Below are 25,523 nucleotides of genomic sequence, written 5' to 3' on the forward strand. Positions count from 1 at the left end.
ATAAGTCCCTCTCCGCCCGCGCATTGCAGCCCCAATGACAAAATGCAAAACGCGTTCCACGGATTCCAATGACAGTGGCGTGATAAAAAGTGGTTAATTCGAGGTAACGGCATGAGTGAACAAATAAGTGATCACGCTGGACGTTCGGGACTGCTCGAACGCGTGCAGGCAGTGTTGCCGGCGCGCTTCAGGCGCGGCGCGGCCGTCGTGCCGGTGGTGCGGCTGGCAGGCGTGATCGGCGCGGTGACGCCGTTGCGGCCCGGCATGACACTCTCCGGCGTCGCCAAGATGCTGGAGCGCGCCTTTGGCACGCGGAATGCCAAGGCGGTGGCGCTGGTGATCAATTCGCCGGGCGGCTCGCCGGTGCAGTCACGGCAGATCTATCTGCGCATCCGGCAACTCGCCGCCGAGAAGAAGTTGCCGGTGCTGGTGTTCGTCGAGGACGTCGCGGCCTCCGGCGGCTACATGATCGCCTGCGCGGGCGACGAGATCTATTGCGACCCGTCCTCGATCCTCGGCTCGATCGGCGTGGTCGGCGGCAGCTTTGGCCTGGAGGGGCTGATCAAGAAGATCGGGGTCGAGCGCCGACTGTATACGGCGGGCAGCCACAAGGCGATGCTCGATCCGTTCCTTCCCGAGAACCCGGACGACGTTGCCCGGCTGAAGGCGATCCAGCGCGAGATCCATGCGATCTTCATCGCGCTGGTGAAGCAGAGCCGCGGAAGCCGCCTCAAGGGTGCCGACGACATGCTGTTCACCGGTGAATACTGGGCCGGCGATACCGCGATCGGTCTCGGGCTCGCCGACGGCATCGGCGACATCCGCTCCACTTTGCGGGCCCGCTATGGCGACAAGGTGCTGACCCCGGTGATTGCGCCGGCCAGCGGCTTGCTGTCCGGCCTGCTCGGCCGGCGGGCGCCGGGGGCGGGATCGCTGGCGGCGCTGGATGGACTGGCCGCGCTGCCGGATGAGGTGATCTCGGCGCTGGAAACCCGGGCGATTTGGGCCAGATTCGGGCTGTGAACACAGGGATGTGAGCGCGCCATTTAGCCCCAAAACCGCGATTGCGGCGCAGGCCGCCTTGCGCGAGAATGCCCGTCATTGGGGGCCTGACAGACGTGAACGACAAGGATCGACCGATGCCGCCGCTGATTGCATTCGCAGGCGTCTTGGGAAGCTTGGCCGTGGTCCGCTGGGCGTACAAGACGGCCGTCCGGATCAACCAGGAACTCGAAGAGGCGCGATTGTCCCGCGTGGCCGAGGCCACCCGCGCGGGCGAAATCAAGACCCTGCGCCGCGACCCCGTGACCGGGGCCTATCGCCCGGGCTAGGGCTTGGATCTCCCTCGCCCCGCGCTTGCGGGGAGAGGGCCGGGGTGAGGGGCTGTTTCCGCAGATTCGAAAGACCTAAGTTCGCGGAGAGTCCCCTCACCCGAAATGCGCGCTGCGCGCGAATTTCGACCTCTCCCCGCAAGCGGGACGAGGTGCAGAAACATCCTCCATCGCCTTGATTCCATTGGCTGCCGCCGATACGGTCCCGCGCGCCTCACACCCCCTCGCGAGATCGATTCCAACGATGGACGCCCTGCCTGACCACATGCGCCCGGAACGTTCGTTCCAGGGCTTCATCCTGGCCCTCCAGCGGTTCTGGGCCGAGCAGGGGTGCGTCATCCTGCAGCCCTACGACATGGAAATGGGCGCCGGCACCTTCCATCCCGCGACCACGCTGCGTGCGCTGGGGCCAAAACCCTGGAACGCGGCCTATGTGCAGCCCTCGCGGCGGCCCAAGGACGGCCGCTACGGCGAAAACCCCAACCGCCTCCAGCACTACTACCAGTTCCAGGTGATCATGAAGCCGTCGCCGCCGAACCTTCAGGACCTGTACCTGAAGTCGCTAGCCGCGATCGGGATCGACGCCGCCGTCCATGACATCCGCTTCGTCGAGGACGACTGGGAAAGCCCGACCCTCGGCGCCTGGGGCCTCGGCTGGGAATGCTGGTGCGACGGCATGGAGGTGTCGCAGTTCACCTACTTCCAGCAGGTCGCCGGCGTCGAATGCGCGCCGGTCGCGGGCGAGCTTACTTACGGACTCGAGCGGCTCGCGATGTATGTGCAGGGCGTCGACCGCGTCTACGACCTCAACTTCAACGGCCGCGAGGGCGCCGAGAAGGTCACCTATGGCGATGTTTTCCTGCAGGCCGAGCAGGAATATTCGCGACACAATTTCGAGCACGCCGACACCGCGATGCTGTTCGAGCAGTTCAGGATGGCCGAGGAGGCCTGCCGCAAATATCTCGCCGCCGGCTGGCGTGAGGGTGGGAATCAAAAGGAACATCTGATGGCCTTGCCGGCCTACGACCAGTGCATCAAGGCGAGCCACGTGTTCAACCTGCTCGACGCCCGCGGGGTCATCTCGGTGACGGAGCGGCAGAGCTACATCGCCCGCGTGCGCGACCTGGCGAAGGCCTGCGGCGAGGCATGGATCCACACTGAAACGGGCAGGGCGGTCTGATGCCCGATCTTCTCCTCGAACTGTTCTCCGAAGAAATTCCCGCGCGCATGCAGGCGAAAGCGGCCGACGATCTGCGCCGCATGGTGACCGACAAGCTGGTCGCCGAAGGCCTGGTGTATGAGGGCGCCAAGGCATTCGCGACCCCGCGCCGTCTTGCGCTCACCGTGCACGGCATTCCCGCGCGCCAGCCCGATTTGAAGACCGAACGTCGCGGCCCGAAGATCGGCGCCCCTGATGCGGCGGTGCAGGGCTTTCTGAAAGCGACCGGTCTCACGTCGCTGGATGAAGCAAAGGTCCAGAAAGATGCGAAGGGCGACTTCTACATTGCGCTGATCGAAAAGCCCGGCCGTGCCGCGATCGACGTGATCGCGGAAATGCTGCCGGTGATTATCCGGACCTTCCCCTGGCCGAAATCGATGCGCTGGGGCGCGCGCTCGGCGAAATCAGGCTCGCTCACCTGGGTGCGCCCGCTGCACGCCATCACCGCGACCTTCGGTCTGGAGACCGAGGAGCCCGACATTGTCAAGTTCTCCGTCGACGGCATCGAGGCCGGGCAGACCACCTATGGCCATCGCTTCATGGCGCCGGGTGCGATCTCCGTGCGCCGCTTCGAGGATTACGAGGCCAAGCTGAAGGCCGCGAAGGTGATCCTCGATCCGCAGGCGCGCAAGGACATCATCCTCGAGGACGCCAAGGAACTGGCGTTCGCGCAGGGCCTCGAACTGGTCGAGGATCAGGTACTGGTCGACGAGGTTTCGGGCCTCGTCGAATGGCCGGTCGTGATGATGGGATCGTTCGAGGAGCAATACCTGTCGATCCCCGACGAAGTGATCCGCGCCACCATCCGCAACAACCAGAAGTGCTTCGTGGTCAGGGATCCCAAGACGGGCAAGCTGACCAACAAGTTCGTGCTGACCGCCAATATCGAGGCGCCCGACGGCGGCAAGACCATCGTCGCCGGCAATGAGCGCGTGATCCGTCCGCGGCTGTCCGACGCAAAATTCTTCTACGAGACCGATCTGAAGACCAAGCTGGAAGACCGGCTGCCGAAGTTCGAGCAGATCGTGTTCCACGAGAAGCTCGGCACCCAGGCGGAGCGCATCAAGCGGATCGAGCGGCTCGCCGCCGAGATCGCGCCGCTGGTCGGCGCCGACGTCGCGAAGACCAGGCGCGCCGCGCGCCTCGCGAAGGCCGATTTGCTGACCGAAGTGGTCGGCGAATTCCCGGAGTTGCAGGGCCTGATGGGCAAGTACTACGCGCTGGCGCAGGGCGAGGATGCGTCCGTCGCCGCCGCGAGCGAGGACCACTGGAAGCCGCAGGGGCCGACCGATCGCGTGCCGACCGATCCGGTCAGCGTCGCGGTCGCGCTGGCGGACAAGCTGGACACGCTCGCCGGATTCTGGGCGATCGATGAGAAGCCGACGGGTTCGAAGGACCCGTTCGCGCTGCGCCGGGCAGCGCTCGGCGCGATCAGGCTGATCGTCGAGAATACGCTGCGCCTGCCGATCCTGAAGACGGCCAAATCCGCGTTGCTCGGATTGTCGCTCAAGGCCGATGCCGAAACGCTGCCGAACGATCTGCTAGCCTTCTTTGCCGACCGCCTGAAGGTCCAGCTGCGCGATCAGGGCGCGCGCCACGATCTCGTCGATGCCGTGTTCTCGCTTGGTGGCCAGGACGATCTGCTGCTCGTCGTCCGGCGCGTCGAGGCGCTCGGCAAATTCCTCGACAGCGACGACGGCAAAAACCTGCTCGCTGGCACGAAACGCGCCAGCAACATTCTCGCGATCGAGGAGAAGAGGGACAAGCGGACCTTCGACGGCGCGCCTGACGCCGCGCTCTACACGCTCGACGAAGAGAAGACGCTGGCCAAGGCGATCGACCAGGTGAAGGCCGAGGCCTCCGCCGCCGTCGCCAAGGAAGACTTCGCCGGCGCGATGAGCGCGATGGCCAAGCTGCGTCCGGCGGTCGATGCGTTCTTCGACAAGGTCAAGGTCAACGACGACGATCCGAAGGTGCGCGAAAACCGCCTCAAGCTGCTCAACGAGATCCGCGCTGCGACGCGCGCGGTTGCGGACTTCTCCAGGATCGAGGGCTGATCGATGGACCGCGCAACGCTCGCCGCTTACGACAAGGATGCGGCGGCGTTTGCGCAGGACTGGCACGAACAGCCGGCCCCGGTCGATCTGCACGACATCGTCACGCGGTTCTTCATCCGGGGCGGCGCGACCGCCGATATCGGCTGCGGCAGCGGCCGCGAGGTGGCTTGGCTCAATGCCAACGGCTTTCCGGCCGAAGGCTTCGACGCCTCCGGGGGCCTGCTCGCGGAAGCCTGCGCCCGCTATCCGGCGCTGCGCTTTGCCCGCGCCGAGCTGCCGGACCTGTCCGGCACCGCCTCCGGCAGCTTCGACAATGTGCTCTGCGAGACCGTGATCATGCATCTCGATCACGCGCTGATCGCGCCGTCGGTCCGTCGCATGTTCGATATCGTGAAGCCCGGCGGCATCTTCTATCTGAGCTGGCGCGTGACCAGAGGTGACGATGCGCGCGATGCGCATGGCCGGCTTTACGCGGCGTTCGATACCGCGCTGGTGCGGGCCGAGCTGGCGGCGGCCGAGTTGCTGCTCGACGCGGAGGTCGTCAGCGCATCGTCCGGCAAGGTCATTCACCGGCTGGTCGCCAGCAAGGGCGCGCGATGATGGCGCGGCTCGCGACATGCGCCTGCGGACAGCTCCGCGTCACCTGCCAGGGCGAGCCCACCACAGTAGCGCTGTGTCATTGCCTGGAGTGTCAGAAGCGAACCGGCAGCACCTATGGCGTCGCGGCGTTCTTTCCGCGCGCTGACGTCGAGCCGCAGGGCGAGGCGCGCGAATACAGCCGCATCGGCGGCAGTGGATCTGCCGTGGTGTTTCATTTCTGCCCGAATTGCGGATCGTCGGTCTATTGGGAGCCCGGTCGCGCGCCGGACCTGATCGGCGTTGCGGTCGGCGCCTTCGCGGACCCCGATTTTCCCGCACCGTCGCAATCGGTCTTCACGCAGCGCCGCCACGCCTGGGTCGTCGACAAATAGACCACCGCCGTAGCGATTTGCGTCGCGCTGGAAGTATTTCGACACAATTTGCAATTTGTTAACCATGCCCTGCGAAGGTCCTGACAAAGCAACGATTTCTTAAGACATCGCCCCTCGCGCCAATGCAGGGACCGCCCGATGACCTCGATCGGCACCACGCCCAATCCCTACGCCCAATACGGTTCGGCCTATGCGCGGGCAGCAGCGACGCCGTCACTGGCGGCGACCTTGTCGGGCGACGGCACCGCCGGCGATCTGTCGGCGTGCTCGATGGCCAACGCGGCAACCAACCTCACGCTGTCGGACGCCGCCCGCGCGCAGCTCGCCAAGGCGCCGCTGCCGGATTTTGCCACCGTCACCAGCGATGCGCGGATCACGCTCGACCGGCTCTACACAATCGCCGGCGTCAAGGCGCCGATCGTCGACGGCAAGACCACCATCGATCTCTCGACGCTGGACCGTCGCTCGCTGTTTGCGATCTCGACCAACAATGGCGGCAAGTTCACCCCGGACGAGCAGACTGTTGCGGCCACCGAGCTGAAGCAGCGCTTCGACAAGGCGTTGGAGCCGTCGCTGGCGACCACGCGCCTGACCGGCGACTACAGCATCAGCTACAAGACCGCGCTCGATTATCTCGATGGTGCGAGCGATGAGGAGAAGGCCACCGCAACCTGGGCCAGCCAGCGCGCCGCGGTGCTGAAGGGCTATCAGGCGACGCAGCAGGATCCGAACACGCACCATCGGGAATTTCCGGCGATCCGATCGCGGCCTCGCTGGCGGGGACGGCGCCTCCCACAAAGAGCACCACGCGCGACTTCAGCAGCATTGCCAGCGACGTGCGCGCCTTCCTCGATCGGCAGAAGAGCGAGGCGGCGAAAAGCGGCAAGGAGCTGGTCTACGATCCCCGCCGCAAGACCGGACAGCTCGCCGACCTTTCCTCGCTCGACAACCGCTCGCTCTCGGCGATCTCGCTGAACCAGGACAAGAAGTTCTCCACCGAGGAGATCTTCGCGGCCAAGCAGGAACTCAATACGCGGACGCGTCTCGCCGTGCTCGACGCGCTGAAGCAGAGCCAGACCGCCGGCGATCCGCGCCAGTTCAGCCTCGGCATCCTCAAGCAATATTCCTCGATGAGCGCGGAGGAGCGCCAGGCTGCCAACTGGACGCAGGATTTCCAGGACGCCGCGATCAAGAGCTACAAGTCGACCTCGACGCTACTCTCGATCCTCAAGTCGTAACCCGGCACGGCATCAGAACGGAAGAGCCCCGCCCGGAGGGGAGGCCGGACGGGGCTTTCTGGTCCGGTCGATCCTCGCGCACATCCGCTTGCGCGGCGCCCGGACTGTCGTTCAGGCGATCGTGCTGACGTTGATCTAGTCGACCACCTGAACGATCCGTCGCGAACGCGGCTCGACCAGAACGGTCTCGCCGTTCACGACGGTGTAACGATAGGGCGTCGCGCCGAACCGCTGCGGCACGTCGTAATAGGTCACGCCGGCGTCAGGCAGCACGGTGCCGACCACGACGCGATCCGGAACCGTGTAGTTCGGTACACGCTCGCGCACGATGTATTCGCGGAATGCCGGACGCTGTTCGACCGCGATGCCTCCGTCATCATCGACGGCGACAGCCGGACCACCGCGGACGATGCCAACGGTCTGGGCCTGTGCGGCAACAGCCGGCACCGTGATCGCGGCAGCAACCGCTGCAACGGCAAGTAATCTGTTTCGCATGGCTCGCTCCATTCTTTTTCGGTGCGCGCCAGCCTTCGCCGATGCGCACGGCGAGCCAATGCATCGGCTGCGGTGATGTTCCGGAAAGCCGCCGCCATATACGCGGCAATTTGGAGCAATTTTCGTGAGTTGCGGGAACTCGTCGGCGGGACGGGCGTCTTGATGTGGGAACTTCCCTCAGCGGATAAACTGCCGCTTGATTCGCTCCTCCAAAAACCCCCGGAGAAAACTTCAATGACCATCACCGCTGGGCATCTGCCTGCTATCGTGGCTCTGATCGCAGGCGTCCTAATCCTGATCATGCCGCGGCTCCTCAACTACATCGTCGCGATCTATCTGATCTTCGTCGGGCTCGTGGGGATGGGTCTGCTGCGCTGGTTGCACCTCTAGCGGGAAAGCGGGGTTTCGCGGCTTGCGCGGAACCCCTCAAAATGGTGTAAGGCGCGCATCTTCGACCCCTCCTTCCGGATTGTTGTCTGACATGGCCAAAGCCGTCGCGAAGTCCAAGAAAACTGCTGCGAAAACTGCCGAGAAAACAGGAGCGAAATCAAAGCCCTCCGCCGCAGCCCGCAAGGCCGCCCCGGCGCGCAAGGCGCTGAAGAAGAGCGCCCCGAAGGCGGCGCCGAAAGCCGCTCCCAAATCGGCTGCAAAGCCGGCCGCAAAGCCCGCTGGCAAGGCGCCGGCGAAGGCCGTTGCGAAGAAGGCGGCCCCGGCTGCGATCAAGGCCGGCAAGTGGGTCTATACGTTCGGCGACGGCAAGGCCGAGGGCCAGGCGACCTTGCGCAATCTGCTCGGCGGCAAGGGCGCCAACCTCGCGGAAATGGCCAATCTCGGCCTGCCGGTGCCTCCCGGCTTCACCATTCCGACCTCGGTCTGCACCTATTTCTACGAGCACGACAAGACGTATCCGAAGGAATTGAAAGCACAGGTTGAGAAGGCGCTCGACTATGTCGGCAAGCTGACCGGCAAGACGTTCGGCGACGCCAAGAACCCGCTGCTGGTCTCGGTCCGCTCGGGCGCGCGCGCCTCGATGCCGGGCATGATGGACACCGTGCTCAACCTCGGCCTCAACGACCGCACCGTCGAGGCGCTGGCCGAACTCTCCGGCGACCGCCGCTTCGCCTATGACAGCTATCGCCGCTTCATCACGATGTATTCGGACGTGGTGCTCGGCTTCGAGCATCATCACTTCGAGGACATCCTCGACACCTTCAAGGACGGCCAGGGCTATTCGCTCGACACCGACCTCACCGGCGACGACTGGGTCGAGCTGGTCGGCAAGTACAAGGAGGCGGTCGCCAAGGAGACCGGCCACGACTTCCCGCAGGATCCGCACGATCAGCTGTGGGGCGCGATCGGCGCGGTGTTCTCATCCTGGATGAACGCGCGCGCGGTGACCTATCGCAAGCTGCACGACATTCCGGAATCCTGGGGCACCGCCGTCAATGTGCAGGCGATGGTGTTCGGCAACATGGGCGAGACCTCGGCCACCGGCGTCGCGTTCACCCGCAATCCCTCGACCGGCGAGAGCAAGCTCTACGGCGAGTTCCTGATCAATGCGCAGGGCGAGGACGTCGTCGCCGGCATCCGCACGCCACAGGACATCACCGAGGAGGCGCGCCAGGAATCCGGCTCCGACAAGCTGTCGATGGAAGCGGCGATGCCGGCCGCGTTCAAGGAGCTGACGCGGATCTACACGCTGCTCGAGAAGCACTACCGCGACATGCAGGACATGGAGTTCACGGTCGAGCAGGGCAAGCTGTGGATGCTGCAGACCCGCGGCGGCAAGCGCACCGCGAAGGCGGCGCTGCGCATCGCGGTCGAGCTCGCCAATGAAGGCCTGATCTCGCGCAAGGACGCGGTGACGCGGATCGATCCGGCCTCGCTCGACCAGCTGCTGCACCCGACCATCGATCCGGCCGCCAAGCGCGACGTGATCGCGACCGGCCTGCCGGCGTCGCCTGGCGCTGCCTCGGGCGAGATCGTGTTCTCGTCGGACGAAGCGGCCAAGCTGCAGGCCGACGGACGCAAGGTCATCCTGGTCCGTATCGAGACCAGCCCGGAAGACATCCACGGCATGCACGCCGCGGAAGGCATCCTCACCACCCGCGGCGGCATGACCTCGCACGCGGCGGTGGTTGCGCGCGGCATGGGCAAGCCCTGCGTCTCCGGCTGCGGCACCATCCGCGTCGATTACGGCCGCGGCACCATGAGCGTGGGCTCGCGCACCTTCAAGACCGGCGACGTCATCACCATCGATGGCTCGGTCGGCCAGGTGCTGGCCGGCCGCATGCCGATGATCGAGCCGGAACTGTCCGGCGAGTTCGGCACGCTGATGGGCTGGGCCGACGAGGTCCGCAAGCTCGGCGTTCGCGTCAACGGCGACACGCCCGATGACGCGCGCACCGCGGTGAAGTTCGGCGCCGAAGGCATCGGCCTCTGCCGCACCGAGCACATGTTCTTCGAGGAGACCCGCATCCGCACCGTGCGCGAGATGATCCTCTCCGAGGACGAGCAGTCGCGCCGCGCCGCGCTGTCGAAGCTGTTGCCGATGCAGCGCGCCGACTTCGTCGAGCTGTTCGAGATCATGCAGGGCCTGCCCGTCACGATCCGCTTGCTCGATCCGCCGCTGCACGAGTTCCTGCCGCACACCCAGGCCGAGATCGAGGAAGTGGCGCGCGCCATGAACACCGATCCGCGCAAGCTCGCCGACCGCGCCCGCGAACTCTCCGAGTTCAACCCGATGCTCGGTTTCCGCGGCTGCCGTCTTGCGATCGCCTACCCGGAGATCGCCGAGATGCAGGCGCGTGCGATCTTCGAGGCTGCCGTCGAAGCCGGCAAGCGCACCGGCAAGCCGGTCGGTCTCGAGGTGATGGTGCCGCTGATCGCGACCAAGGCCGAGTTCGATCTGGTCAAGGCGCGGATCGATGCGACAGCCAACGCGGTGATGAAGGAAACCGGCGTCAAGCTGAGCTACCAGGTCGGCACCATGATCGAGCTGCCGCGCGCCTGCCTGATGGCGGGCGAGGTGGCCGAGACCGCGGAGTTCTTCTCCTTCGGCACCAACGACCTGACGCAGACCACCTACGGCATCAGCCGCGACGACGCCGCGAGCTTCCTCGGCACCTATGTCGCCAAGGGCATCCTCGAGATCGATCCGTTCATCTCGGTCGATCGCGACGGCGTCGGCGAGCTCGTCAGGATCGGCGTCACCCGCGGCCGCAAGACGCGTCCGAACCTCAAGGTCGGCATCTGCGGCGAGCACGGCGGCGATCCCGCGTCGGTCGCGTTCTGCCACGAGGTCGGGCTCGATTACGTCTCGTGCTCGCCCTATCGCGTGCCGATCGCGCGTCTCGCCGCGGCGCAGGCCGCGCTCGGCAAGGAGATCGCCAGCCAGGCGTGAGCGATCTTACAGTTCAGAGAGTGCGATGGCCGGGACCAAGTCCCGGCCATTTTTGTGTGTGCCGAGCATGACCGGCAGCTTGGAGGTGGAAGTCCTCTATCCAGCCTGATGACGGTGAAGGATTAGCGAAGCGCCAGGGCGTCATCGCGAGGTGGGGTCTGAAGGAAGCGTGGAGCAAAGCCGCGGCCCGATGGACAAAAACCGGATAACGAGGCCTACCCGGCCGGACGAGCGAGCACGTGATCGCGAAGTCCACGGTCATCAAGGGCCGGGGTGGTAAATCCGGCGGGCGTGCGGCGAAGGCGGTCGATCTTACCTCGGGAGATCTGCGCTGCGTCTCGGCAACGAGACTGAGGTCGTCGTAAGGCGATCTGACCGCAGTGCAGAAGTCAGCAGAGGGCATAGTAGGCGGAACGAGTTTCGCCGAAGGCCTGAACGCTGGAAGTGACGAGTAGATGCAGCGATATCGCATCGGCCATGCGACTGAATTCCGGGCAACTGGCCTCGGAACGGCGGGAAGGGGTGAAACCCTGACTGACGCTGATCAGAGGAGTCGAAGCTGGCGCGACGATTGCTGACACCCAAACTACGGCGGCAACAGAACAACTCTTGCCGCTTAATCCAGCGAACCGCCGTATACGGACCCGTATGTACGGTGGTGTGGGAGGGGAGGGGCTGCGAGGCTCCCCCCTATCCCGATTTGTTGAGGCAGCCTGAAAATATAGCGTCATTGCGAGCTAACGGGTCGCGCGAATGCGCGCCCGATGACAGGCTCCGCGAAGCAATCCATGTTTCCACTTGCCGAGCCATGGATTGCTTCCGCCTTCGCCAAGGCTTCGGCGGACAAGTCGTCGCTGTCGCTCCTCGCAATGACGGCGGGTGGCTGCCGTGCCTGCAACACTTTGTTCACCATCTCCGTTGACCTGTTGTTTACGACTTTCATGCGCCGCGCGTTTACCAAGGCGCGCGATGCAACGTGCGAAACATGCGCGATCACTTGAGTGTAGCGCGCGAGCAACGCCGATTAACTCCGCGGCAACCTAAACGGTTTAGCAACGAGAAAGGTCGAATTGCGCGGATGTACCGCGTTCGATTGCACTCAGTAAGCGTTGCGTGAGCGTACGATGTTTGTGTCGCGTAACCAGCCGAAGGGCGCACGTCTTGCGCTCTTCGGTCTCGGTCTTGGCATCTTCGCACTGATGCCGACCGAGATCGGATATCAGGATATTGCCTCGCTCCTGGCCCGGCAGCCCGGCGTCGCCGAGCGCTGGCAGAAGCGCGTCTTCGCCTCCGCCGTCGGCTCCATCCAGGTCGCGACCTACAGCTTCGGCCGTCCGATCGGCACGTCCGCGCCGCAAGCGCCGCAAATCCTGCTCGCGAGACTGGACAGTTCGAACCTCGATATCACCGGAACGGTGACGCGCAATCCGATCACGGCCCCGCCGCCGCGCTATCAGGCATCCGATTTTCCCAAGGTCGATCGCACCATGAAGGGCGATCGCCTCGTCGTCCGGCGGCCCGATCAGGTCGAACCGGCGGAGCCTGCAGATACGGCGCCGGCGAACGAGGATCCGGCGACATCGAATTCGTCGGTCAAGGGCATGAAGACCGCGACCGCACCGGCCGATGGCGCGCCGCTCGATCCTGAATTGCAGGAGGCGCTGCGCGCGCCGCCCTTGCCGCAATATGCCAAGCCGTCACCGCAGCAGAACGACGTGTCGCTCTCGCTCGAGGCCAGCCCGCTCGACGATCTGAAGCCCGCGCCCGCGAAGCCGGTAGCTGCGCCCGCCGATGCGGCGCGCGAGCGTGACCCGTTCGCATTCCAGACCGCCAGTCTGTTCTTCGGCTCGTCGCTCGGCACGCCGGAGAACCTCGAGCGCTGGCAGCCCGGCGAGGCGCCGGTTGTCGTGATGCCGGCAGCAACGCCCGATCCCGACATGAAGGTGATGGCGTCATTGCCGGTCGATGCCGACGGTCCGGTCAAGGCCGGCGAGATGGGCCAGAGCATCGCGCCGAAGGGCGAGGTCAATGCCGACGACCAGCACACCAAGACGCCGGCGGAGCGGCTCGGCCTGTTCGACGAGAAGTCGCGCGCCAAGTCGGAGAAGTGCCTCGCCGAGGCGGTCTATTTCGAAGCCCGCGGTGAAGCGGTGCGTGGCCAGATCGCGGTCGCCCAGGTGGTGCTGAATCGCGCCTTCTCCGGCAAATATCCGGAGACGGTGTGCGGCGTGGTCTACCAGAACAAGAATCGCCATTACGCCTGTCAGTTCACCTTCGCCTGCGACAACGTCGCCGACGTCGTCCGCGAGCCCGACATGTGGGATCGCGCCAGGAAGATCGCGAAGGCGATGCTCGACGGCGAATTGTGGCTGCCGGAAGTCGACCGCTCGACCCACTACCACGCCTACTGGGTGCGGCCGTCCTGGGTCAGCGAGATGAAGAAGATGTACAAGTTCGGCGTCCACACCTTCTATCGCCCGCGCGCCTGGGGCGACGGCAGCGACGCGCCGAGCTGGGGCAACCCGGCCGAGACCGCCAAGATCTCGGCGCAGCTCGCCGAGGCCGCCCAGAGCTCGGCCGAGCAGGCCAGCGCCCGGCGATAGGGCCTTCTGCCTCCCGTTCCGCGGCCGGCGTGCCCCGGAATGACGGTCATCATCCTCTCCGATTCTGCAGAGCAGCCCTGCAGGCGAATATTTTTCTCCGGCCCCTCTTGGGGTTTTCATGCACCTGCATTAACTCCCCGTAACGTTCGGCGGGGCGGCTCCCCGCGCAGCAGTTGCGGGGGAAGACAAGATGGCCGTTACCACCGGGGATCTTCGACCGACGTCGGGCACGTGGCGCACGCCACTTGTCATCATCGTCTGTGGCTGCGCGATTGCGCTGCTGAGCTTCGGGCCGCGCTCCAGCCTCGGCTTCTTCGTGCAGCCGATGAGCCATGAATTCACCTGGGGCCGCGACGTGTTCGGCCTCGCGCTGGCGCTGCAGAACCTGTTGTGGGGGCTCGGCCAGCCGATCGCCGGCGCGATTGCCGACCGTTTCGGGCTGCTGCGTGTGATGGTCGTCGGCGCACTGCTTTACGCCGCGGGCCTGCTCCTGATGCGTTACTCGGCGACGCCGCTCTCGCTCAACCTTGGCGCCGGCGTCTTGATCGGCTTCGGCCTGTCGGGCTCATCGTTCAACCTGGTGCTGTCGGCGTTCAGCAAGCTGCTGCCGCCCGCGCAGCGCGGCATTGCGCTCGGCGCCGGCACCGCCGCGGGCTCGTTCGGCCAATTCCTGTTCGCGCCGTTCGGCGTCGCGATGATCGACAATTTCGGCTGGCAGACCGCGCTGCTGGTGTTCGGCGCGCTGATGCTGCTGATCCTGCCGTTGTCGCTGGCACTCTCGACACCGCCGGCGGAGACGAATGACGCCGCGCCGGCCGATCAGCAGTCGTTCAAGACCGCGCTGGCGGAGGCGTTCGGCCATCGCTCCTACGTGCTGCTGGTGCTCGGCTTCTTCACCTGCGGCTTCCAGCTCGCCTTCATCACCGTGCATCTGCCGGCCTATCTCGCCGACCGCGGCATTCCGGCATCGACCGGCGGCTGGGTGATCGCGGCGATCGGCCTGTTCAACATCGTGGGCTCGCTCAGCGTCGGCTGGCTGCAGAACGTCTTCCCGAAGCGCTACATCCTGTCGGTGATCTACTTCACCCGCGCGCTGTCGATCGTCGCCTTCATCTCGTTCCCGATCACGGCCTTCTCGGCGATTGCGTTCGGCGCGATCTCCGGCCTGACCTGGCTCTCCACGGTGCCGCCGACCTCGGCGCTGGTGGCGCTGATGTTCGGCACGCGCTGGTTTGCGACGCTGTACGGCTTCGCCTTCGTCAGCCATCAGGTCGGCGGCTTCCTCGGCGTCTGGCTCGGCGGCATCGTGTTCGAGCAGTACGGTTCCTACACTCCGATCTGGTGGCTGTCGGTGCTGTTTGGCGTGCTGTCCGCGCTGATCAACCTGCCGATCGTCGAAAAGCCCGTCGCCCGCCCGGTTGCGCAGCCTGCCTGATGGGGTAAACCATTTCCCCGAAACCAAGATTACGGGGAGTGCACATCGTGGCAACGTTCAAGGCAATCAGGATCGACAAGGCGGACAAGGGTACCACCGCCGCACTCACCCAATTCGACGAAGCCGAGCTGATGGACGGCGACGTCACCGTCCGCGTCGAGTGGTCGACACTGAACTACAAGGACGGCCTCGCACTGACTGGCAAGGCACCGGTGGTGCGCCGGTTCCCGATGATCGCCGGCATCGATTTCGCCGGCACGGTCGAGCAATCCAGCCATCCGGACTGGAAGGCGGGCGACAAGGTCGTCTGCAACGGCTGGGGCATGGGCGAGACCCATCTCGGCGCCTACGCTGAAAGGGCCCGCGTCAAGGGCGACTGGCTGGTGCGGCTGCCCGACGGCATCTCGGCCCGCGATGCGATGGCGGTCGGTACCGCCGGCTATACGGCGATGCTCTCGGTGCTGGCGCTGGAGAAACACGGTCTCACCCCGAAGAGCGGCCCTGTGGTGGTCACGGGTGCCGCCGGCGGCGTCGGCTCGGTGGCGATCGCCGTGCTCTCGAAGCTTGGCTACCACGTCATCGCGTCGACCGGGCGGATGTCGGAGACCGACTATCTCAAGGGTCTCGGCGCCACCGAGGTGATCGACCGCGCAGAACTGTCAGGTGCGCCCAAGGCGCTGGCGAAGGAGCGCTGGGCCGGCGGCGTCGACAGCGTCGGGTCGACCACGCTCGCCAACCTGCTGTCGATGACGAAGTATGGCGGAGCCATCGCGGCCTGCGGTCTGGCGGCCGGTATGGATCTGCCGTCGTCGGTCGCGCCCTTCATTTTGCGGGGCGTGTGCCTTCTCGGTATCGATTCGGTGATGTGTCCGATCGAGCTGCGGAGGACCGCCTGGCGCCGCCTTGCCAGCGATCTGGATAAGGCAAAACTGGCTGATATCACTCACGAAATCGCCCTGGACGAAGTCATGGGCTTTGGCGCGAAAATCCTCGGTGGCCAGGTCCGCGGCCGCATCGTGGTAAAAATAGTCTGAGGACGTTCAGACTTTACCAACCAAGCTGCTCCAATGTTGCCACTGTTGGTATGGTAAGCAGCGGGTAAAGAGACTTGCAGCATGATCCCGGGGGGCCGGGTTTCCTCGCGCAGACGTCGAAAAGCGTTGGTGCGGGGGTCATGCGCAACAAGGAGCGAGTGCCCGCGCTCGTAAGTGGAGTAGCTCATGCTTGCGCGTTTGGTGTTGGGGGCCGTCACGGCCGGAGCAATGGTCGTGCCGGCATTCGCGGGCATGATGAACGCCGATGAGGCCCGCAGGTTCGTCGCCGGCAAGGTGTTCGCGTTCACCTGTTTCGATGGCACCCGCGGCGCCGGTCGCATCCTCGACGATCTGGGTGCGGCAGGCTCGGTCCAGTTCTCCGGCTCGGGGCCGATCCGTCACCTGCGCCTGCCCGGCAACACGCTGCAGATCCGCGGTCAGAGCGTTTGCGCGTCGCTGAAGGGCATTCCGTTCGAACCGTGCTTCAATCTCGACAAGCAGGACGACCGCTCGTTCCGCGGCTCGGTCTCCGGCATGGGCTTTGCCTATTGCGATTTCCATCACCAGGGCGGCCAGCAGATGCTGATGGCGCGCGCGGCGGCGCGTCCGCGCTCGCTGCATCCGCGCACCCGATCCGCGGATGCCTCGCAGACCGAAGTGTCGCGCGTTGAGACGCCGCACGTCGGAAGCGCGAAGCTCGAGCCGGTCAAGGCCGAGCCCGCCAAGGTCGAGAGCGCGCCGGAATTGCGCCGCTCCACCGACTAACCTTTCATCTGCGCGCTAGCGGGAATAGCGCCGCCAAGCCGTAGTCATACGGATGGCGGTCGCCACGCCTTGCTCGCTACTCAATACCTGGCGTTCGCCGTGAGGCGGGACATTGGGGACTCTGATTTTGAGTAGTCATATGGCGCAATATTTTTTTCGAATTAGTGATGGCGATTACGCTGGTGCATCCGACCACGCGACGGAGTTTGAAAGCCGCGACGTGGCCTGGGCCGAGATGACCAAGGTCTGCGGAAATTTCCTCGGCAGCATTTCGCGCAATCTGAAGCAGAACAGCGAATGGCACATGGAGCTGCTCGACGAGGGCAGAAAACCCGTGTTCAGGATTCGACTGGTCGCCGAGTCCGTCGACTGAAGCTGTCTTTCAGGACGGCAAGTCCTAACCCTCAGCCTGCGCCAGCGGCTGAGCGGTTCGCCTGCGAAACAGGATCCGCTGATACAGCCAGCCGATCGCGACCAGCACGATGCCAAGGCACATGAACGACAGCGCCCGGTAGACACCCGTGAGCGTCGACATGTCGATCAGGAACGCCTTCAGGATCGTCAGCCCGATCACCGCAGCAGACGCGAGCCGCGCCCGCTGCGAGTTGACGACGATGCCGATGCCGAGCAGCGCGACGCCGAACATCAGCCAGGCGATCGAATAGGTGTATTGCTCCGCGCCCGTGGTCTCGCCGCGCGTCAGCACGGGTCCGTGGTAGAGCCTGCGGATCTCGAACGTGACGTAAGCGAGCGCAAGGACCAGGGCGCCGGCGGCGATCGTGTTGGCATAGCCGGCAGGACGATGGCCCGCCACCGCATAGGACAGCAGCAGCGCCAGCACCGCCGGCAGCGCGTAGCCGAGCAGCAGCAGGTTGATGAAGCTGCCGCCGACGTCCTGCCACCACAGCATCGGGTTCTCCAGCGCCAGCAGTCCGAACAGGCTGGCAAGCCCGGCGGATGCGGTCAGCAGGATCGCGCCGACATTGTGCACGATGCTGCCGCTGCGCAGGCGCAGCCGCTCCAGTCCGATCGCCATCGCAAGCGTCGCGCCGACCTGCAGCGCGACCTCGGTCAGCCCGGCGCTGGCATAATAGACATCGCCGCTGTTGACCGCGTGGCGGATCTCCATGAAGGCAAGCAGCACCGTGAACAGGATCGCGGCGGATTCGACGATGCGCGGCGGGACGTCGTCGCCGTTGCGACGCAGGAAATGGCTTGCCGCCCAGAATGACAGCGCCGGCACGCCATAGCCCCACAGCAGCCAGTTGAAGATCGGCGTGGTGCCGACGGCGTCGCCCGCGATCCGCGGCTCATAGCCGATGCGCAGCACGACGATGCCGGCCAGGATCGCGGCAAGCCAGCGCAGGAACGGGATCGGCCGCTGCACCGACAGCCACGCCGTGCCCATCGACACCAGCGCGAGCGCGATGGTGAGCCAGCCCTTGTCGAGCGCGAAGGTCAGCGCCAGCGCCAGCGAGGCGAGGGCGCCGGTGGCGGACAACGCAATCGAAGGCGACAGCTCCGGCCGCTCGTCGCGCCGGGTCAGCGCCTCGGTCGCGGCTGCGTAGGCCGCCGCCAGCAGCACGGCGAGGACCGCGAACGGGATCGAGCGGTCGAGATGCGCGATGCGTGCATAGAGTGCGACCAGCAGCGCGACCGGCGTGAACACCGCCGCCGCGGCCCAGGTCACCGTGACCTTCGTGGTGGTAAAACGGAATTGCGCGAGGAAGCCGGCGATGCCGAAGGCGGCCGCGAACAGCGCGGCGGTGACGAGATGCAGCGAGACCGAGCCATCGGTCACGGACCGGCCGATGCCGGGGATCGCGCCGCCCGGCAGCACCAGCATGTCGACGTTGCGGCGGACGGCCCATTCGCCGAACACAATGAACACGAAGATCGACGCGGCGCCGATCGCACGGGTAGCAGCAGGCGCGCGCCAGGCGACAAGCAGGCTCGCGGCTGTCAGCAGCGCAAAGCCGATCATCGCGGTGTCGGCGTGGGCGCTGTTGAGCGCGATCAGCATCGCGCCAAACAGATAGGCGGCGAGCGAGCTAGATGAAATCGGCTCGATCTCCTCGCCGTCGCCGTCGGGACCGAACATGAAGCCGCAGACCACGAGCAGCGCCGCCAGCACGAAGCCCGCGATGACATGGAAGACGTGCGGCGCGATCATCTCGGGCCCGCATTGCAGGCAAGGGAAGGTCCACAGCAGCGCGAAGGCGATCGTCGTGACCGCGAGCCAGCGCCACAGCCGGATCCGGGCGAGGCCGAACGCCGCCGCCGTGACGATGGCGAGGTAGACGTAGAGCGACCAGAAGTCGGGCTTGTCTGACGACACCAGGAGCGGCGTGACGAAGGCGCCGACGATGCCGAGCCCGGCCAGCGCGGGTCCGTGCAGCAGCGCGGCCGCCAGCGTGCCGAGCGCGACCATACCGAGCAGGATGAAGGCGCTCGCCGGGGCGAGGAAGTCATACAGCGCGTAGGCGGCGTAGACGGTAGCGAATGCCACCGCGGTGCCGGCGGCGGTGAGGATCGCCGGGATGTTGGCGATCGGCAGCGCCGCGATGTTGGAGATGCTTTCCTGGCGCCTGGTCCATTCACCGGCGCCGAGCAGCGCCAGCGCAAACAATCCGCCGAGCATCGTGCGGACGCCGGGGCCGAGCAAGCCGGCTTCGATCGAATAGCGCACCATGAAGAAGCCGCCGAGCGCGAGCGTCAGGCCGCCGATCCACACCACCCAGCGCGTGCCGAGCGTCTCCTCGAAGCCGGGTGCAGGCTGCGGCGGGGCTGTCGGCTCCGGCAGGGGCGGCGGTACGGCACCTGGCGCGTCCGCGGCTGGCTCAGTCTGCGCGGCCGGTTCGCCGGGAGCCGTCTCCGGGAGCGGTGGCGGCGCGACGGAAGGCGCCGTCGGCGGCGTCTGCTCGAACTCCTGCAGCGGAGTCAGCGGCGGCGGCATGGCCGTCCGCGCGGCGGCGCCGCCCGCGGCCTCGATCGCATCCAGGCGGCGCTGCAGCAGGTCGATCCGGCCCAGCGCCTTGCGCGCGAAAATGATCGCGACGATGGCGAGGACGAGCGTCAGGAAGTCGAACGGCGAATCGAACATTGGGCCTCCGGCGGGACGCGCCGGACTTGGCCAGCCAGCGGCCCGTCGCAACCTAGTAGTGCAGTGAGGAGGACCGGAAGTTCAAGCGATCGGGGTGACCGGCCACGCTTAGTCCAGATCGATGTGGAAAGGCCGGCCTTCGACGCTCATGCTGCCGGGACCCATCGCGTCGAGTGCGCGCAGCATCCGGCCCTCGCGCCCCAGCGCCTTGTCGGCGAGGCTGACGATCAGCCGGTTGGGAGCCGCGATCGGCGAGGCCTCGCGGATCATCCGGGCGATGGACATTTCGTCGCGGTGCGGGTTGAGGGCGCAGACCGTGGCGAATGCGCTCGCGGTCGAGCGGCTGATGCCGGCGTAGCAATGCACCACCATCGGTGCTTGGCGATCCCAGCCGCGCACGAAGCTCAGCACCTTCTCGATATGCGACTCGTTGGGCGCAACGAATCCGTCCATCTGTTCGATGATGTCGTCCATCGACACTTTCAGGTGGTTGGCCGGCAGCACGGAAGGCGGCCGCTGCACCTGGTCGACATTGGCCATCACGGTCAGCACATGGCTGGCGCCGGTGGCGCGAACCGTGTCGGAGAGTGCGGCAAGCGAGCAGACGTGAAGCATGATAGTCCTTCTATCGGGGGTGCCGGATTATAACGGCTGCTCCCGAACGGGCAAAGGCGGGGGTGCCATGCCGATTCGTCGTTTTGCGGCGCAACCGGCGGCACGTTTTCGCTGCCGCCCTACGAGGCGTGCAATGCCTCGAAGCGCTCGAGGAACTGCTTTTCGGCCCGCGCGGCGGTCCATGGCGTCAGATAGTCGCGCTCGGTCGCTTCGGGCAGTTCCGGATCGCGGCCGAACAGCCGCTTGGCCTCGGCTCGCGAAAATCCCGCCAGATGCGTCGCCTCGAGATACGCGGCGCCGCGATCGGCGGCCTTGATCTGCTGGGTGATCTCGTCCGCCAGCACGGCGGGCAGGCCGAAGCGGATATGGATCGCGCCGAGCAGCCGCTTCTCCACCGCCTTGTATTCGCCTGACAGCACCGCCTTGAACGGTGAGATCATGTCGCCGATGACATATTCCGGTGCGTCGTGCAGCAGCGCGGCGAGACGATGGCGGATGTCGACGCGCGGCATCTGCTGGCGCATCACGGCTTCGACCAGCAGCGTGTGCTGAGCCACCGAGAAGATGTGCGCCCCGCTGGTCTGGCCGTTCCAGCGCGCGACCCGCGCCAGTCCATGCGCGATGTCGACGATTTCGATATCGAGCGGCGACGGGTCGAGCAGGTCCAGCCGGCGTCCCGACAACATCCGCTGCCAGGCGCGGGTTGTCTCCGTCGATTTGCGCACCGTCATTTCTTCTTGAGTCGCGGTGTGCGGAGCTTGCCGCTGCAGCTCTCGTGGCAGAAGCAGGTCACGAGGTGATCGTTGACCATGCCGGTCGCCTGCATGAAGGCGTAGACGATGGTGGGACCGACGAACTTGAAGCCGCGCGCGCCGAGCTCCTTCGAGACCTTGATCGAGACCGGCGTCGAGGCCGGCACGCTCGCGGTGGTCTTGAATTGATTGACCTTCGGCTTGCCGTCGACGAAGTCCCACAGGAAATTCGAGAAGCCGGGGCCTTTCTCCATGATCTCCAGATAGCCCTTCGCACTCGCCACCGCGCCTTCGATCTTGGCGCGATTGCGCACGATGCCGGCGTCGTTCATCAGCGCGTGCACCTTCTTGGCGTTGTAGCGCGCGATCTTCTCGGGCTGGAAATCGTCGAAGGCTTTGCGGAAGTTCTCGCGCTTGCGCAGGATCGTGATCCAGGACAGACCGGCCTGGAAGCCGTCGAGGATCAGCTTTTCGTAGAGCGCGCGGTCGTCATATTCCGGCACGCCCCATTCATTGTCGTGATAGGCGACGTAGAACGCATCCTCGCCCGGCCAGGGGCAACGCGTCTTGCCGTCGGGGTGCAGTTGCGCGGTACGGCTCATGCGGTCTGCTTGGGTGTGATGCGGACGGCGTCGGGTTCGGCGAGGTGAAGCGACAGCCCGCCCGCGGTCAGCGCCAGGCCGGCGTCGAGCGCATCGGCGACGCGGTCGATGCGGACCAGCGCGAGACCCTTCTCGCCGGCGGTCGAGCCGATGGTGCCGACCTGCTTGTCGCCGGCCAGGATGGTAGCGCCGGCTTCGGGCGCGGGGCCGTCGAGGACGATCTTCACCGTGCGGGTGCGCGCCGTGCCGCGGTGCTGCATGCGCGACACCACCTCCTGGCCGACATAACAGCCCTTGTCGAAATCGACGCCGTTGAGGCGATCCATATTGGTCTCGTGCGGGAAGGCGTCGCCATACATGAAGTCGAGCCCGCCGCGCGGCACGCCGGTGGCGATCCGATGCGCCTCGTAGGCGCTGGAGTCGACGAGATCGGCACCGATCAGCTCAGCGAGCTTCTGCTTCAAATCTTCCGGAATCAGGATGCGCCAGCCGAGCGCTGGGTTGCGCGGATCGGCGAACGCGAGATCCGGCGTCGCCGCCGGCTCGCCATCCCAAGCTGCCAGCACACCGAGGCTATCGGACAGGTTCTCGACCACGACCTTGGCGCGCAGCTTGTAGAAGCCGAGCTTGTCGGCAAGACCCTTGGCGAGCGCGCGCGGCGCGTCGATCAGGAAGCCGCCGCCATGACCTGAGGGTATCTCGGTGATCAGGAAATCGACGATGATCTTGCCTTGCGGCGTCAGCAGCGCGCCAAACCGGGCCTGTCCCGCGCGCAACTCGGCGATGTCGGCGGTGATGAGGCCGTTGAGGAAGTTGCGGGCGTCCTCGCCAGAGACCTTGACCACGCCCCGATCTGGAAGAAACGCTGCTTTCATTCGCAAAATTGGCTCTTTTCCAAGTTCCTTGGGAAACGCGCAGGCCGCGATATCCCCTGCCAAGCTAAGGCGCTAGAGTGCGCCGAACAAGGCCCGCGCGACAGCCGAAAGCGGGCGTCGAGGACCGATGAATCAGCATTTTGACACCATTCTAAAATCCGGCACCGTGGTCAATCAGGACGGCGAGGGCGTGCGCGATATCGGTATCGCGGGCGGCCGCATCGCCGCGATCGGCTCGCTCAGTCAGGCCTCGGCCGGCGAGGTGATCGACTGCAAGGGCCTGCACATCCTGCCCGGCGTGATGGACACCCAGGTGCATTTCCGCGAGCCCGGGTTGACCCAGAAGGAAGACCTCGAGACCGGCTCGCGCAGCGCGGTGATGGGCGGGGTCACCGCCGTGTTCGAGATGCCGAACACCAATCCGCTGACGGTCACCGAAGCGGCCTTCACCGACAAGATCAAGCGCGGCCGCCATCGCATGCATTGCGATTTCGCGTTCTTCATCGGCGGCACCCGCGAGAACGTGCAGGATCTGCCGGAGCTCGAGCGCGCCCCGGGCTGCGCCGGCGTCAAGGTGTTCATCGGCTCCTCCACCGGCGCGCTGCTGGTCGAGGACGACGAGAGCCTGCGGCGGATCTTCCAGGTGATCCGGCGCCGCGCCGCGTTCCACGCCGAGGACGAGTATCGCCTCAACGAGCGCAAGCCGCTGCGGATCGAGGGCGATGCTCGCTCGCATCCGGTGTGGCGCGACGAGACCGCCGCGCTGATGGCGACCGAGCGCCTGGTCAATCTGGCGCGCGAGACCGGCAAGCGCATCCACGTGCTGCACATCTCGACCAAGGAAGAGATTCTATACCTGCGCGACCACAAGGATGTCGCCTCCTGCGAGGCGACGCCGCACCACCTCACCATGGCCGCGCCGGAGTGCTACGAGCGGCTCGGCACACTGGCCCAGATGAACCCGCCGGTGCGCTCGGCCGATCACCGCGCCGGCATCTGGTACGGTATCGAGCAGGGCATCATCGACGTGCTCGGCTCGGATCACGCGCCGCATACGCTGGAGGAGAAGGCCAAGACCTATCCGGCCTCGCCGTCGGGCATGACCGGCGTGCAGACGCTGGTGCCGCTGATGCTCGATCACGTCAATGCCGGGCGGCTGTCGCTGGCTCGCTTCGTCGATCTCACCAGCGCGGGGCCTGCGCGCCTGTTCAACATCGCCTGCAAGGGCCGCATCGCGGCCGGTTACGATGCCGACTTCACAATCGTCGACCTGAAGCGCAGCGAGACCATCACCAACAAATGGATCGCCTCGCGCGCCGCCTGGACGCCTTATGACGGCGTGCGGGTGCAGGGCTGGCCGGTCGGCACCTTCGTGCGCGGCCGGCAGGTGATGTGGCAGGGCGAAGTCACGACGCCATCGACCGGCGAGCCGGTTCGGTTCCTCGAGACGCTGAAGCCGTAGGTTCGCGTTTGACGCGTTTTCTTGACGCGAACCGGCGGCCCACTTCGCTCGAAAACGCTATCGTTTTACTGTCGGGCCAATGCCAGCGAGAACTCGCCGTTGCGCACGCGCGCGGCGAGGCCCTCGGCAAATTTCGCCACCGCGTCCTCGCCATAGGTGCCGACGAGCTCGGCGAGCGCCGCAAACAGGCTCGCCTGCGCGAGGCAGTCGCCATCGACGCCGTCGTGACGCGCTTCAGCCCAAGCCTCGTTCAGGTAGCCCAGCGCGGCCTGCTTCTGCTCGTGGTCGGGTCGCGGGTCTTGGTGATGGGGGAAGGACGCTGGATGGCGCATGAAACTCTGCAAATTGACAGCGCGCGGTCCGAGGAGCGAACCACTGCGACGCGCGAGATGTATCACGCATGCAGGTACCGCCTAGCCCACATCTTTCGAAAAGGTTAACGGCGGCCCCGGCATTTAAAGGGGAATTCCGGATATCCGGGCCGCGATCAGCCGAATGAGCTGTGGATATGGTCCAGCACCGCGCGCGGCGTGGCGCACAGATGGCTGGCGCCGGCCTCGGTCAGCTCCTCGGGCGTGCCGTAGCCATAGGTGACGCCGACCGCCCGGATGCCGTTTCGATTCGCCCCGATCACGTCGTGGCTGCGATCGCCGATCATCAGGGATTTGGCCGGATCGGCCCCGGTCTGCGCCAGCGCATAGGTGAGCAGGTCGACCTTGTTGACCCGGGTTCCGTCGAACTCCGAGCCGAAAACGTGGTCGAAATAGCCGCCGAGGCCGAAATGCGCGATGATCCGCGTCGCGAACACATGCGGCTTCGAGGTCGCGACGAACATCCGGCCCGGTGCCCGGCGCAGCTCGGCCAGAACCTCCGCGATGTCGGGATAGACCGCGTTCTCGAACAGCCCGACATCGCCGAATCTTTCGCGGTAGAGCGCGACCGCGCGGTCCGCGAGCTCCTCGCCGCCGAGCAGCATCGCAAAGCTCGCCCTGAGCGGCGGCCCGATGCACCAGGTCAGTTCATCCTGCGAGGGAACCGGCCGGCCGAGCTTTTCCAGCGCGTACTGGATCGAGCCGGTGATGCCGGGCTTCGGGTCGGTCAGGGTGCCGTCGAGGTCGAAGAAGATCGCCCGTTCAGTTGGCATAGCGGGCCGTCAGGTCGCGGGAGATTTTCGAGCCCTCCTCGATGTAGCGGCGGATCGCTACCGTGGCCGCGGGCGTGCAGGTCCGGTAGGTCTGCTGGAAGCCGTTATAGCCGCGGTTGAAGCCCGCGATCATGCGGGCGCGGCGGTCGCCGGAGGGGGTCTCGGCATCGATCAGCGCCTGCATTTCGTTGCGCCATTTGGCGCCCTCGTTGGAGCCGCAGATGCCGCGCAGATAGTGCAGGGCGCCGAGGATCTCGGCCAGCCGCTGCAAATCGCCGTCGAACGGCGCAGCCGCGTCCTGCGCCCGGGCGGGCGTCGCAAGGCATGCCGACAACAGGATCACAACGGCGAGAAAGGCTTTGATCATCGGGGTTCCGGAATGGCCGTGGTATGCCCCCTCAATGCGCCCGAGGCAAGGC

24 protein-coding genes and 1 pseudogene are annotated in these 25,523 nt (G+C 65.9%); 16 read left to right on the forward strand and 9 right to left on the reverse strand.

The window, feature by feature from the left end; genetic code table 11:
• Positions 1 to 111 precede the first annotated feature (111 nt).
• The 7 genes and pseudogenes from J2R80_RS17890 (at position 112) to J2R80_RS17920 (ending at position 6,816) form a co-directional block, all read left to right on the forward strand.
• A complete protein-coding gene (locus tag J2R80_RS17890) occupies positions 112 to 1,023 on the forward strand; it encodes a S49 family peptidase (RefSeq protein WP_057014921.1) in 912 nt (303 codons plus the stop codon).
• 116 nt (positions 1,024 to 1,139) lie between these two features.
• Positions 1,140 to 1,331, forward strand: coding sequence for a hypothetical protein (locus tag J2R80_RS17895; protein ID WP_026193154.1), 192 nt, complete (start codon positions 1,140 to 1,142; stop codon positions 1,329 to 1,331).
• 244 nt (positions 1,332 to 1,575) lie between these two features.
• Positions 1,576 to 2,511 carry a glycine--tRNA ligase subunit alpha gene (locus tag J2R80_RS17900; protein WP_057014922.1) on the forward strand — a complete coding sequence of 312 codons (936 nt, stop codon included), beginning with the start codon at positions 1,576 to 1,578 and terminating at the stop codon, positions 2,509 to 2,511.
• Positions 2,511 to 4,607 (forward strand): glycine--tRNA ligase subunit beta, encoded by a 2,097-nt coding sequence (glyS, locus tag J2R80_RS17905; protein ID WP_057014923.1) that lies wholly within the window; start codon positions 2,511 to 2,513, stop codon positions 4,605 to 4,607. Before J2R80_RS17900 ends, glyS begins: the two co-directional genes overlap by 1 nt.
• 3 nt (positions 4,608 to 4,610) lie before the next feature.
• Positions 4,611 to 5,207: a bifunctional 2-polyprenyl-6-hydroxyphenol methylase/3-demethylubiquinol 3-O-methyltransferase UbiG gene (locus J2R80_RS17910; RefSeq protein ID WP_253639035.1), complete on the forward strand. Its 597-nt coding sequence runs from the start codon at positions 4,611 to 4,613 to the stop codon at positions 5,205 to 5,207.
• Positions 5,207 to 5,578, forward strand: a complete 372-nt coding sequence (locus J2R80_RS17915; RefSeq protein WP_082653649.1) for a GFA family protein — start codon at positions 5,207 to 5,209, stop codon at positions 5,576 to 5,578. Before J2R80_RS17910 ends, J2R80_RS17915 begins: the two co-directional genes overlap by 1 nt.
• A gap of 138 nt (positions 5,579 to 5,716) precedes the next feature.
• Positions 5,717 to 6,816, forward strand: a pseudogene (locus J2R80_RS17920) (hypothetical protein).
• Positions 6,817 to 6,951: 135 nt separating this feature from the next.
• Here J2R80_RS17920 and J2R80_RS17925 read toward each other — a convergent pair.
• The gene (locus J2R80_RS17925; protein ID WP_076824009.1) at positions 6,952 to 7,311 is read right to left on the reverse strand and encodes a DUF1236 domain-containing protein; all 360 of its coding nucleotides are present in this window, start codon (positions 7,309 to 7,311) and stop codon (positions 6,952 to 6,954) included.
• A 234-nt stretch (positions 7,312 to 7,545) separates the two neighbouring features.
• Here J2R80_RS17925 and J2R80_RS17930 point away from each other — a divergent pair, with 234 nt between their 5' ends.
• The 8 genes from J2R80_RS17930 to J2R80_RS17965 all read left to right on the forward strand — a co-directional run bounded on the left by J2R80_RS17930 (position 7,546) and on the right by J2R80_RS17965 (position 16,924).
• A complete protein-coding gene (locus J2R80_RS17930; RefSeq protein WP_016844375.1) occupies positions 7,546 to 7,701 on the forward strand; it encodes a DUF3096 domain-containing protein in 156 nt (51 codons plus the stop codon).
• Between the two features lie 91 nt (positions 7,702 to 7,792).
• On the forward strand, positions 7,793 to 10,714 hold the full coding sequence (ppdK, locus tag J2R80_RS17935; RefSeq protein ID WP_253639036.1) for a pyruvate, phosphate dikinase: 2,922 nt from the start codon (positions 7,793 to 7,795) through the stop codon (positions 10,712 to 10,714).
• 788 nt (positions 10,715 to 11,502) lie between these two features.
• Positions 11,503 to 11,715 (forward strand): hypothetical protein, encoded by a 213-nt coding sequence (locus J2R80_RS17940; RefSeq protein WP_253639037.1) that lies wholly within the window; start codon positions 11,503 to 11,505, stop codon positions 11,713 to 11,715.
• 123 nt (positions 11,716 to 11,838) lie between these two features.
• A complete protein-coding gene (locus tag J2R80_RS17945) occupies positions 11,839 to 13,317 on the forward strand; it encodes a cell wall hydrolase (RefSeq protein ID WP_253639038.1) in 1,479 nt (492 codons plus the stop codon).
• A 190-nt stretch (positions 13,318 to 13,507) separates the two neighbouring features.
• Positions 13,508 to 14,752: an MFS transporter gene (locus tag J2R80_RS17950; RefSeq protein WP_253639039.1), complete on the forward strand. Its 1,245-nt coding sequence runs from the start codon at positions 13,508 to 13,510 to the stop codon at positions 14,750 to 14,752.
• Between the two features lie 47 nt (positions 14,753 to 14,799).
• Positions 14,800 to 15,786, forward strand: coding sequence for an MDR family oxidoreductase (locus J2R80_RS17955; RefSeq protein WP_253639040.1), 987 nt, complete (start codon positions 14,800 to 14,802; stop codon positions 15,784 to 15,786).
• A gap of 186 nt (positions 15,787 to 15,972) precedes the next feature.
• Positions 15,973 to 16,551 (forward strand): hypothetical protein, encoded by a 579-nt coding sequence (locus tag J2R80_RS17960; protein WP_253589605.1) that lies wholly within the window; start codon positions 15,973 to 15,975, stop codon positions 16,549 to 16,551.
• A 139-nt stretch (positions 16,552 to 16,690) separates the two neighbouring features.
• Positions 16,691 to 16,924, forward strand: a complete 234-nt coding sequence (locus tag J2R80_RS17965) for a DUF6894 family protein (protein ID WP_016844381.1) — start codon at positions 16,691 to 16,693, stop codon at positions 16,922 to 16,924.
• A 24-nt stretch (positions 16,925 to 16,948) separates the two neighbouring features.
• Here the strand turns inward: J2R80_RS17965 and J2R80_RS17970 are convergent, their stop codons facing one another.
• The 5 genes from J2R80_RS17970 to J2R80_RS17990 form a co-directional block, all read right to left on the reverse strand.
• Positions 16,949 to 19,654, reverse strand: a complete 2,706-nt coding sequence (locus J2R80_RS17970) for a DUF2339 domain-containing protein (RefSeq protein ID WP_253639041.1) — start codon at positions 19,652 to 19,654, stop codon at positions 16,949 to 16,951.
• Positions 19,655 to 19,762: 108 nt separating this feature from the next.
• The gene (locus J2R80_RS17975) at positions 19,763 to 20,269 is read right to left on the reverse strand and encodes a tyrosine phosphatase family protein (protein ID WP_038383011.1); all 507 of its coding nucleotides are present in this window, start codon (positions 20,267 to 20,269) and stop codon (positions 19,763 to 19,765) included.
• Between the two features lie 119 nt (positions 20,270 to 20,388).
• Positions 20,389 to 21,000 (reverse strand): HD family hydrolase, encoded by a 612-nt coding sequence (locus tag J2R80_RS17980; protein WP_253639042.1) that lies wholly within the window; start codon positions 20,998 to 21,000, stop codon positions 20,389 to 20,391.
• Positions 20,997 to 21,623: a DNA-3-methyladenine glycosylase I gene (locus tag J2R80_RS17985; protein WP_057014934.1), complete on the reverse strand. Its 627-nt coding sequence runs from the start codon at positions 21,621 to 21,623 to the stop codon at positions 20,997 to 20,999. Before J2R80_RS17985 ends, J2R80_RS17980 begins: the two co-directional genes overlap by 4 nt.
• Positions 21,620 to 22,498 carry a folate-binding protein YgfZ gene (locus tag J2R80_RS17990; protein ID WP_076824024.1) on the reverse strand — a complete coding sequence of 293 codons (879 nt, stop codon included), beginning with the start codon at positions 22,496 to 22,498 and terminating at the stop codon, positions 21,620 to 21,622. The genes J2R80_RS17985 and J2R80_RS17990 overlap by 4 nt, the downstream gene beginning before the upstream one ends.
• 127 nt (positions 22,499 to 22,625) lie before the next feature.
• Here J2R80_RS17990 and J2R80_RS17995 point away from each other — a divergent pair, with 127 nt between their 5' ends.
• On the forward strand, positions 22,626 to 23,960 hold the full coding sequence (locus J2R80_RS17995) for a dihydroorotase (protein ID WP_253639043.1): 1,335 nt from the start codon (positions 22,626 to 22,628) through the stop codon (positions 23,958 to 23,960).
• Between the two features lie 65 nt (positions 23,961 to 24,025).
• On the opposite strand, the gene J2R80_RS18000 is transcribed toward J2R80_RS17995, so the two are convergent.
• The 3 genes from J2R80_RS18000 to J2R80_RS18010 all read right to left on the reverse strand — a co-directional run bounded on the left by J2R80_RS18000 (position 24,026) and on the right by J2R80_RS18010 (position 25,471).
• Complete coding sequence (locus J2R80_RS18000; RefSeq protein WP_028332620.1) at positions 24,026 to 24,292, reverse strand: hypothetical protein; 267 nt, start codon at positions 24,290 to 24,292, stop codon at positions 24,026 to 24,028.
• A 155-nt stretch (positions 24,293 to 24,447) separates the two neighbouring features.
• Entirely contained in the window at positions 24,448 to 25,104 is a 657-nt protein-coding gene (locus tag J2R80_RS18005; RefSeq protein ID WP_057014937.1) for an HAD family hydrolase, read from the reverse strand.
• Positions 25,094 to 25,471, reverse strand: coding sequence for a TIGR02301 family protein (locus J2R80_RS18010; RefSeq protein WP_076824032.1), 378 nt, complete (start codon positions 25,469 to 25,471; stop codon positions 25,094 to 25,096). Before J2R80_RS18010 ends, J2R80_RS18005 begins: the two co-directional genes overlap by 11 nt.
• Positions 25,472 to 25,523 lie beyond the last annotated feature (52 nt).

The sequence above is a fragment of the Bradyrhizobium sp. USDA 4541 genome, assembly GCF_024171085.1.
Lineage (GTDB): Bacteria > Pseudomonadota > Alphaproteobacteria > Rhizobiales > Xanthobacteraceae > Bradyrhizobium > Bradyrhizobium australafricanum.

What these genes read in the sequence shown, in the direction of transcription:
- J2R80_RS17930 (WP_016844375.1), top strand. Translation starts at nt 7,546, where the DNA reads ATGACCATCACCGCTGGGCATCTGCCTGCTATCGTGGCTCTGATCGCA.
- J2R80_RS17950 (WP_253639039.1), top strand. Translation starts at nt 13,508, where the DNA reads ATGGCCGTTACCACCGGGGATCTTCGACCGACGTCGGGCACGTGGCGC.
- J2R80_RS17990 (WP_076824024.1), bottom strand. Translation starts at nt 22,498, where the DNA reads ATGAAAGCAGCGTTTCTTCCAGATCGGGGCGTGGTCAAGGTCTCTGGC.
- J2R80_RS17995 (WP_253639043.1), top strand. Translation starts at nt 22,626, where the DNA reads ATGAATCAGCATTTTGACACCATTCTAAAATCCGGCACCGTGGTCAAT.
- J2R80_RS17960 (WP_253589605.1), top strand. Translation starts at nt 15,973, where the DNA reads ATGCTTGCGCGTTTGGTGTTGGGGGCCGTCACGGCCGGAGCAATGGTC.
- J2R80_RS17980 (WP_253639042.1), bottom strand. Translation starts at nt 21,000, where the DNA reads ATGACGGTGCGCAAATCGACGGAGACAACCCGCGCCTGGCAGCGGATG.
- J2R80_RS17965 (WP_016844381.1), top strand. Translation starts at nt 16,691, where the DNA reads ATGGCGCAATATTTTTTTCGAATTAGTGATGGCGATTACGCTGGTGCA.
- J2R80_RS17900 (WP_057014922.1), top strand. Translation starts at nt 1,576, where the DNA reads ATGGACGCCCTGCCTGACCACATGCGCCCGGAACGTTCGTTCCAGGGC.
- J2R80_RS18005 (WP_057014937.1), bottom strand. Translation starts at nt 25,104, where the DNA reads ATGCCAACTGAACGGGCGATCTTCTTCGACCTCGACGGCACCCTGACC.
- J2R80_RS17925 (WP_076824009.1), bottom strand. Translation starts at nt 7,311, where the DNA reads ATGCGAAACAGATTACTTGCCGTTGCAGCGGTTGCTGCCGCGATCACG.
- J2R80_RS17945 (WP_253639038.1), top strand. Translation starts at nt 11,839, where the DNA reads ATGTTTGTGTCGCGTAACCAGCCGAAGGGCGCACGTCTTGCGCTCTTC.
- J2R80_RS17910 (WP_253639035.1), top strand. Translation starts at nt 4,611, where the DNA reads ATGGACCGCGCAACGCTCGCCGCTTACGACAAGGATGCGGCGGCGTTT.
- ppdK (WP_253639036.1), top strand. Translation starts at nt 7,793, where the DNA reads ATGGCCAAAGCCGTCGCGAAGTCCAAGAAAACTGCTGCGAAAACTGCC.
- J2R80_RS18010 (WP_076824032.1), bottom strand. Translation starts at nt 25,471, where the DNA reads ATGATCAAAGCCTTTCTCGCCGTTGTGATCCTGTTGTCGGCATGCCTT.
- J2R80_RS17890 (WP_057014921.1), top strand. Translation starts at nt 112, where the DNA reads ATGAGTGAACAAATAAGTGATCACGCTGGACGTTCGGGACTGCTCGAA.
- J2R80_RS17895 (WP_026193154.1), top strand. Translation starts at nt 1,140, where the DNA reads ATGCCGCCGCTGATTGCATTCGCAGGCGTCTTGGGAAGCTTGGCCGTG.
- J2R80_RS17975 (WP_038383011.1), bottom strand. Translation starts at nt 20,269, where the DNA reads ATGCTTCACGTCTGCTCGCTTGCCGCACTCTCCGACACGGTTCGCGCC.
- J2R80_RS17940 (WP_253639037.1), top strand. Translation starts at nt 11,503, where the DNA reads ATGTTTCCACTTGCCGAGCCATGGATTGCTTCCGCCTTCGCCAAGGCT.
- J2R80_RS17915 (WP_082653649.1), top strand. Translation starts at nt 5,207, where the DNA reads ATGGCGCGGCTCGCGACATGCGCCTGCGGACAGCTCCGCGTCACCTGC.
- J2R80_RS18000 (WP_028332620.1), bottom strand. Translation starts at nt 24,292, where the DNA reads ATGCGCCATCCAGCGTCCTTCCCCCATCACCAAGACCCGCGACCCGAC.
- glyS (WP_057014923.1), top strand. Translation starts at nt 2,511, where the DNA reads ATGCCCGATCTTCTCCTCGAACTGTTCTCCGAAGAAATTCCCGCGCGC.
- J2R80_RS17985 (WP_057014934.1), bottom strand. Translation starts at nt 21,623, where the DNA reads ATGAGCCGTACCGCGCAACTGCACCCCGACGGCAAGACGCGTTGCCCC.
- J2R80_RS17970 (WP_253639041.1), bottom strand. Translation starts at nt 19,654, where the DNA reads ATGTTCGATTCGCCGTTCGACTTCCTGACGCTCGTCCTCGCCATCGTC.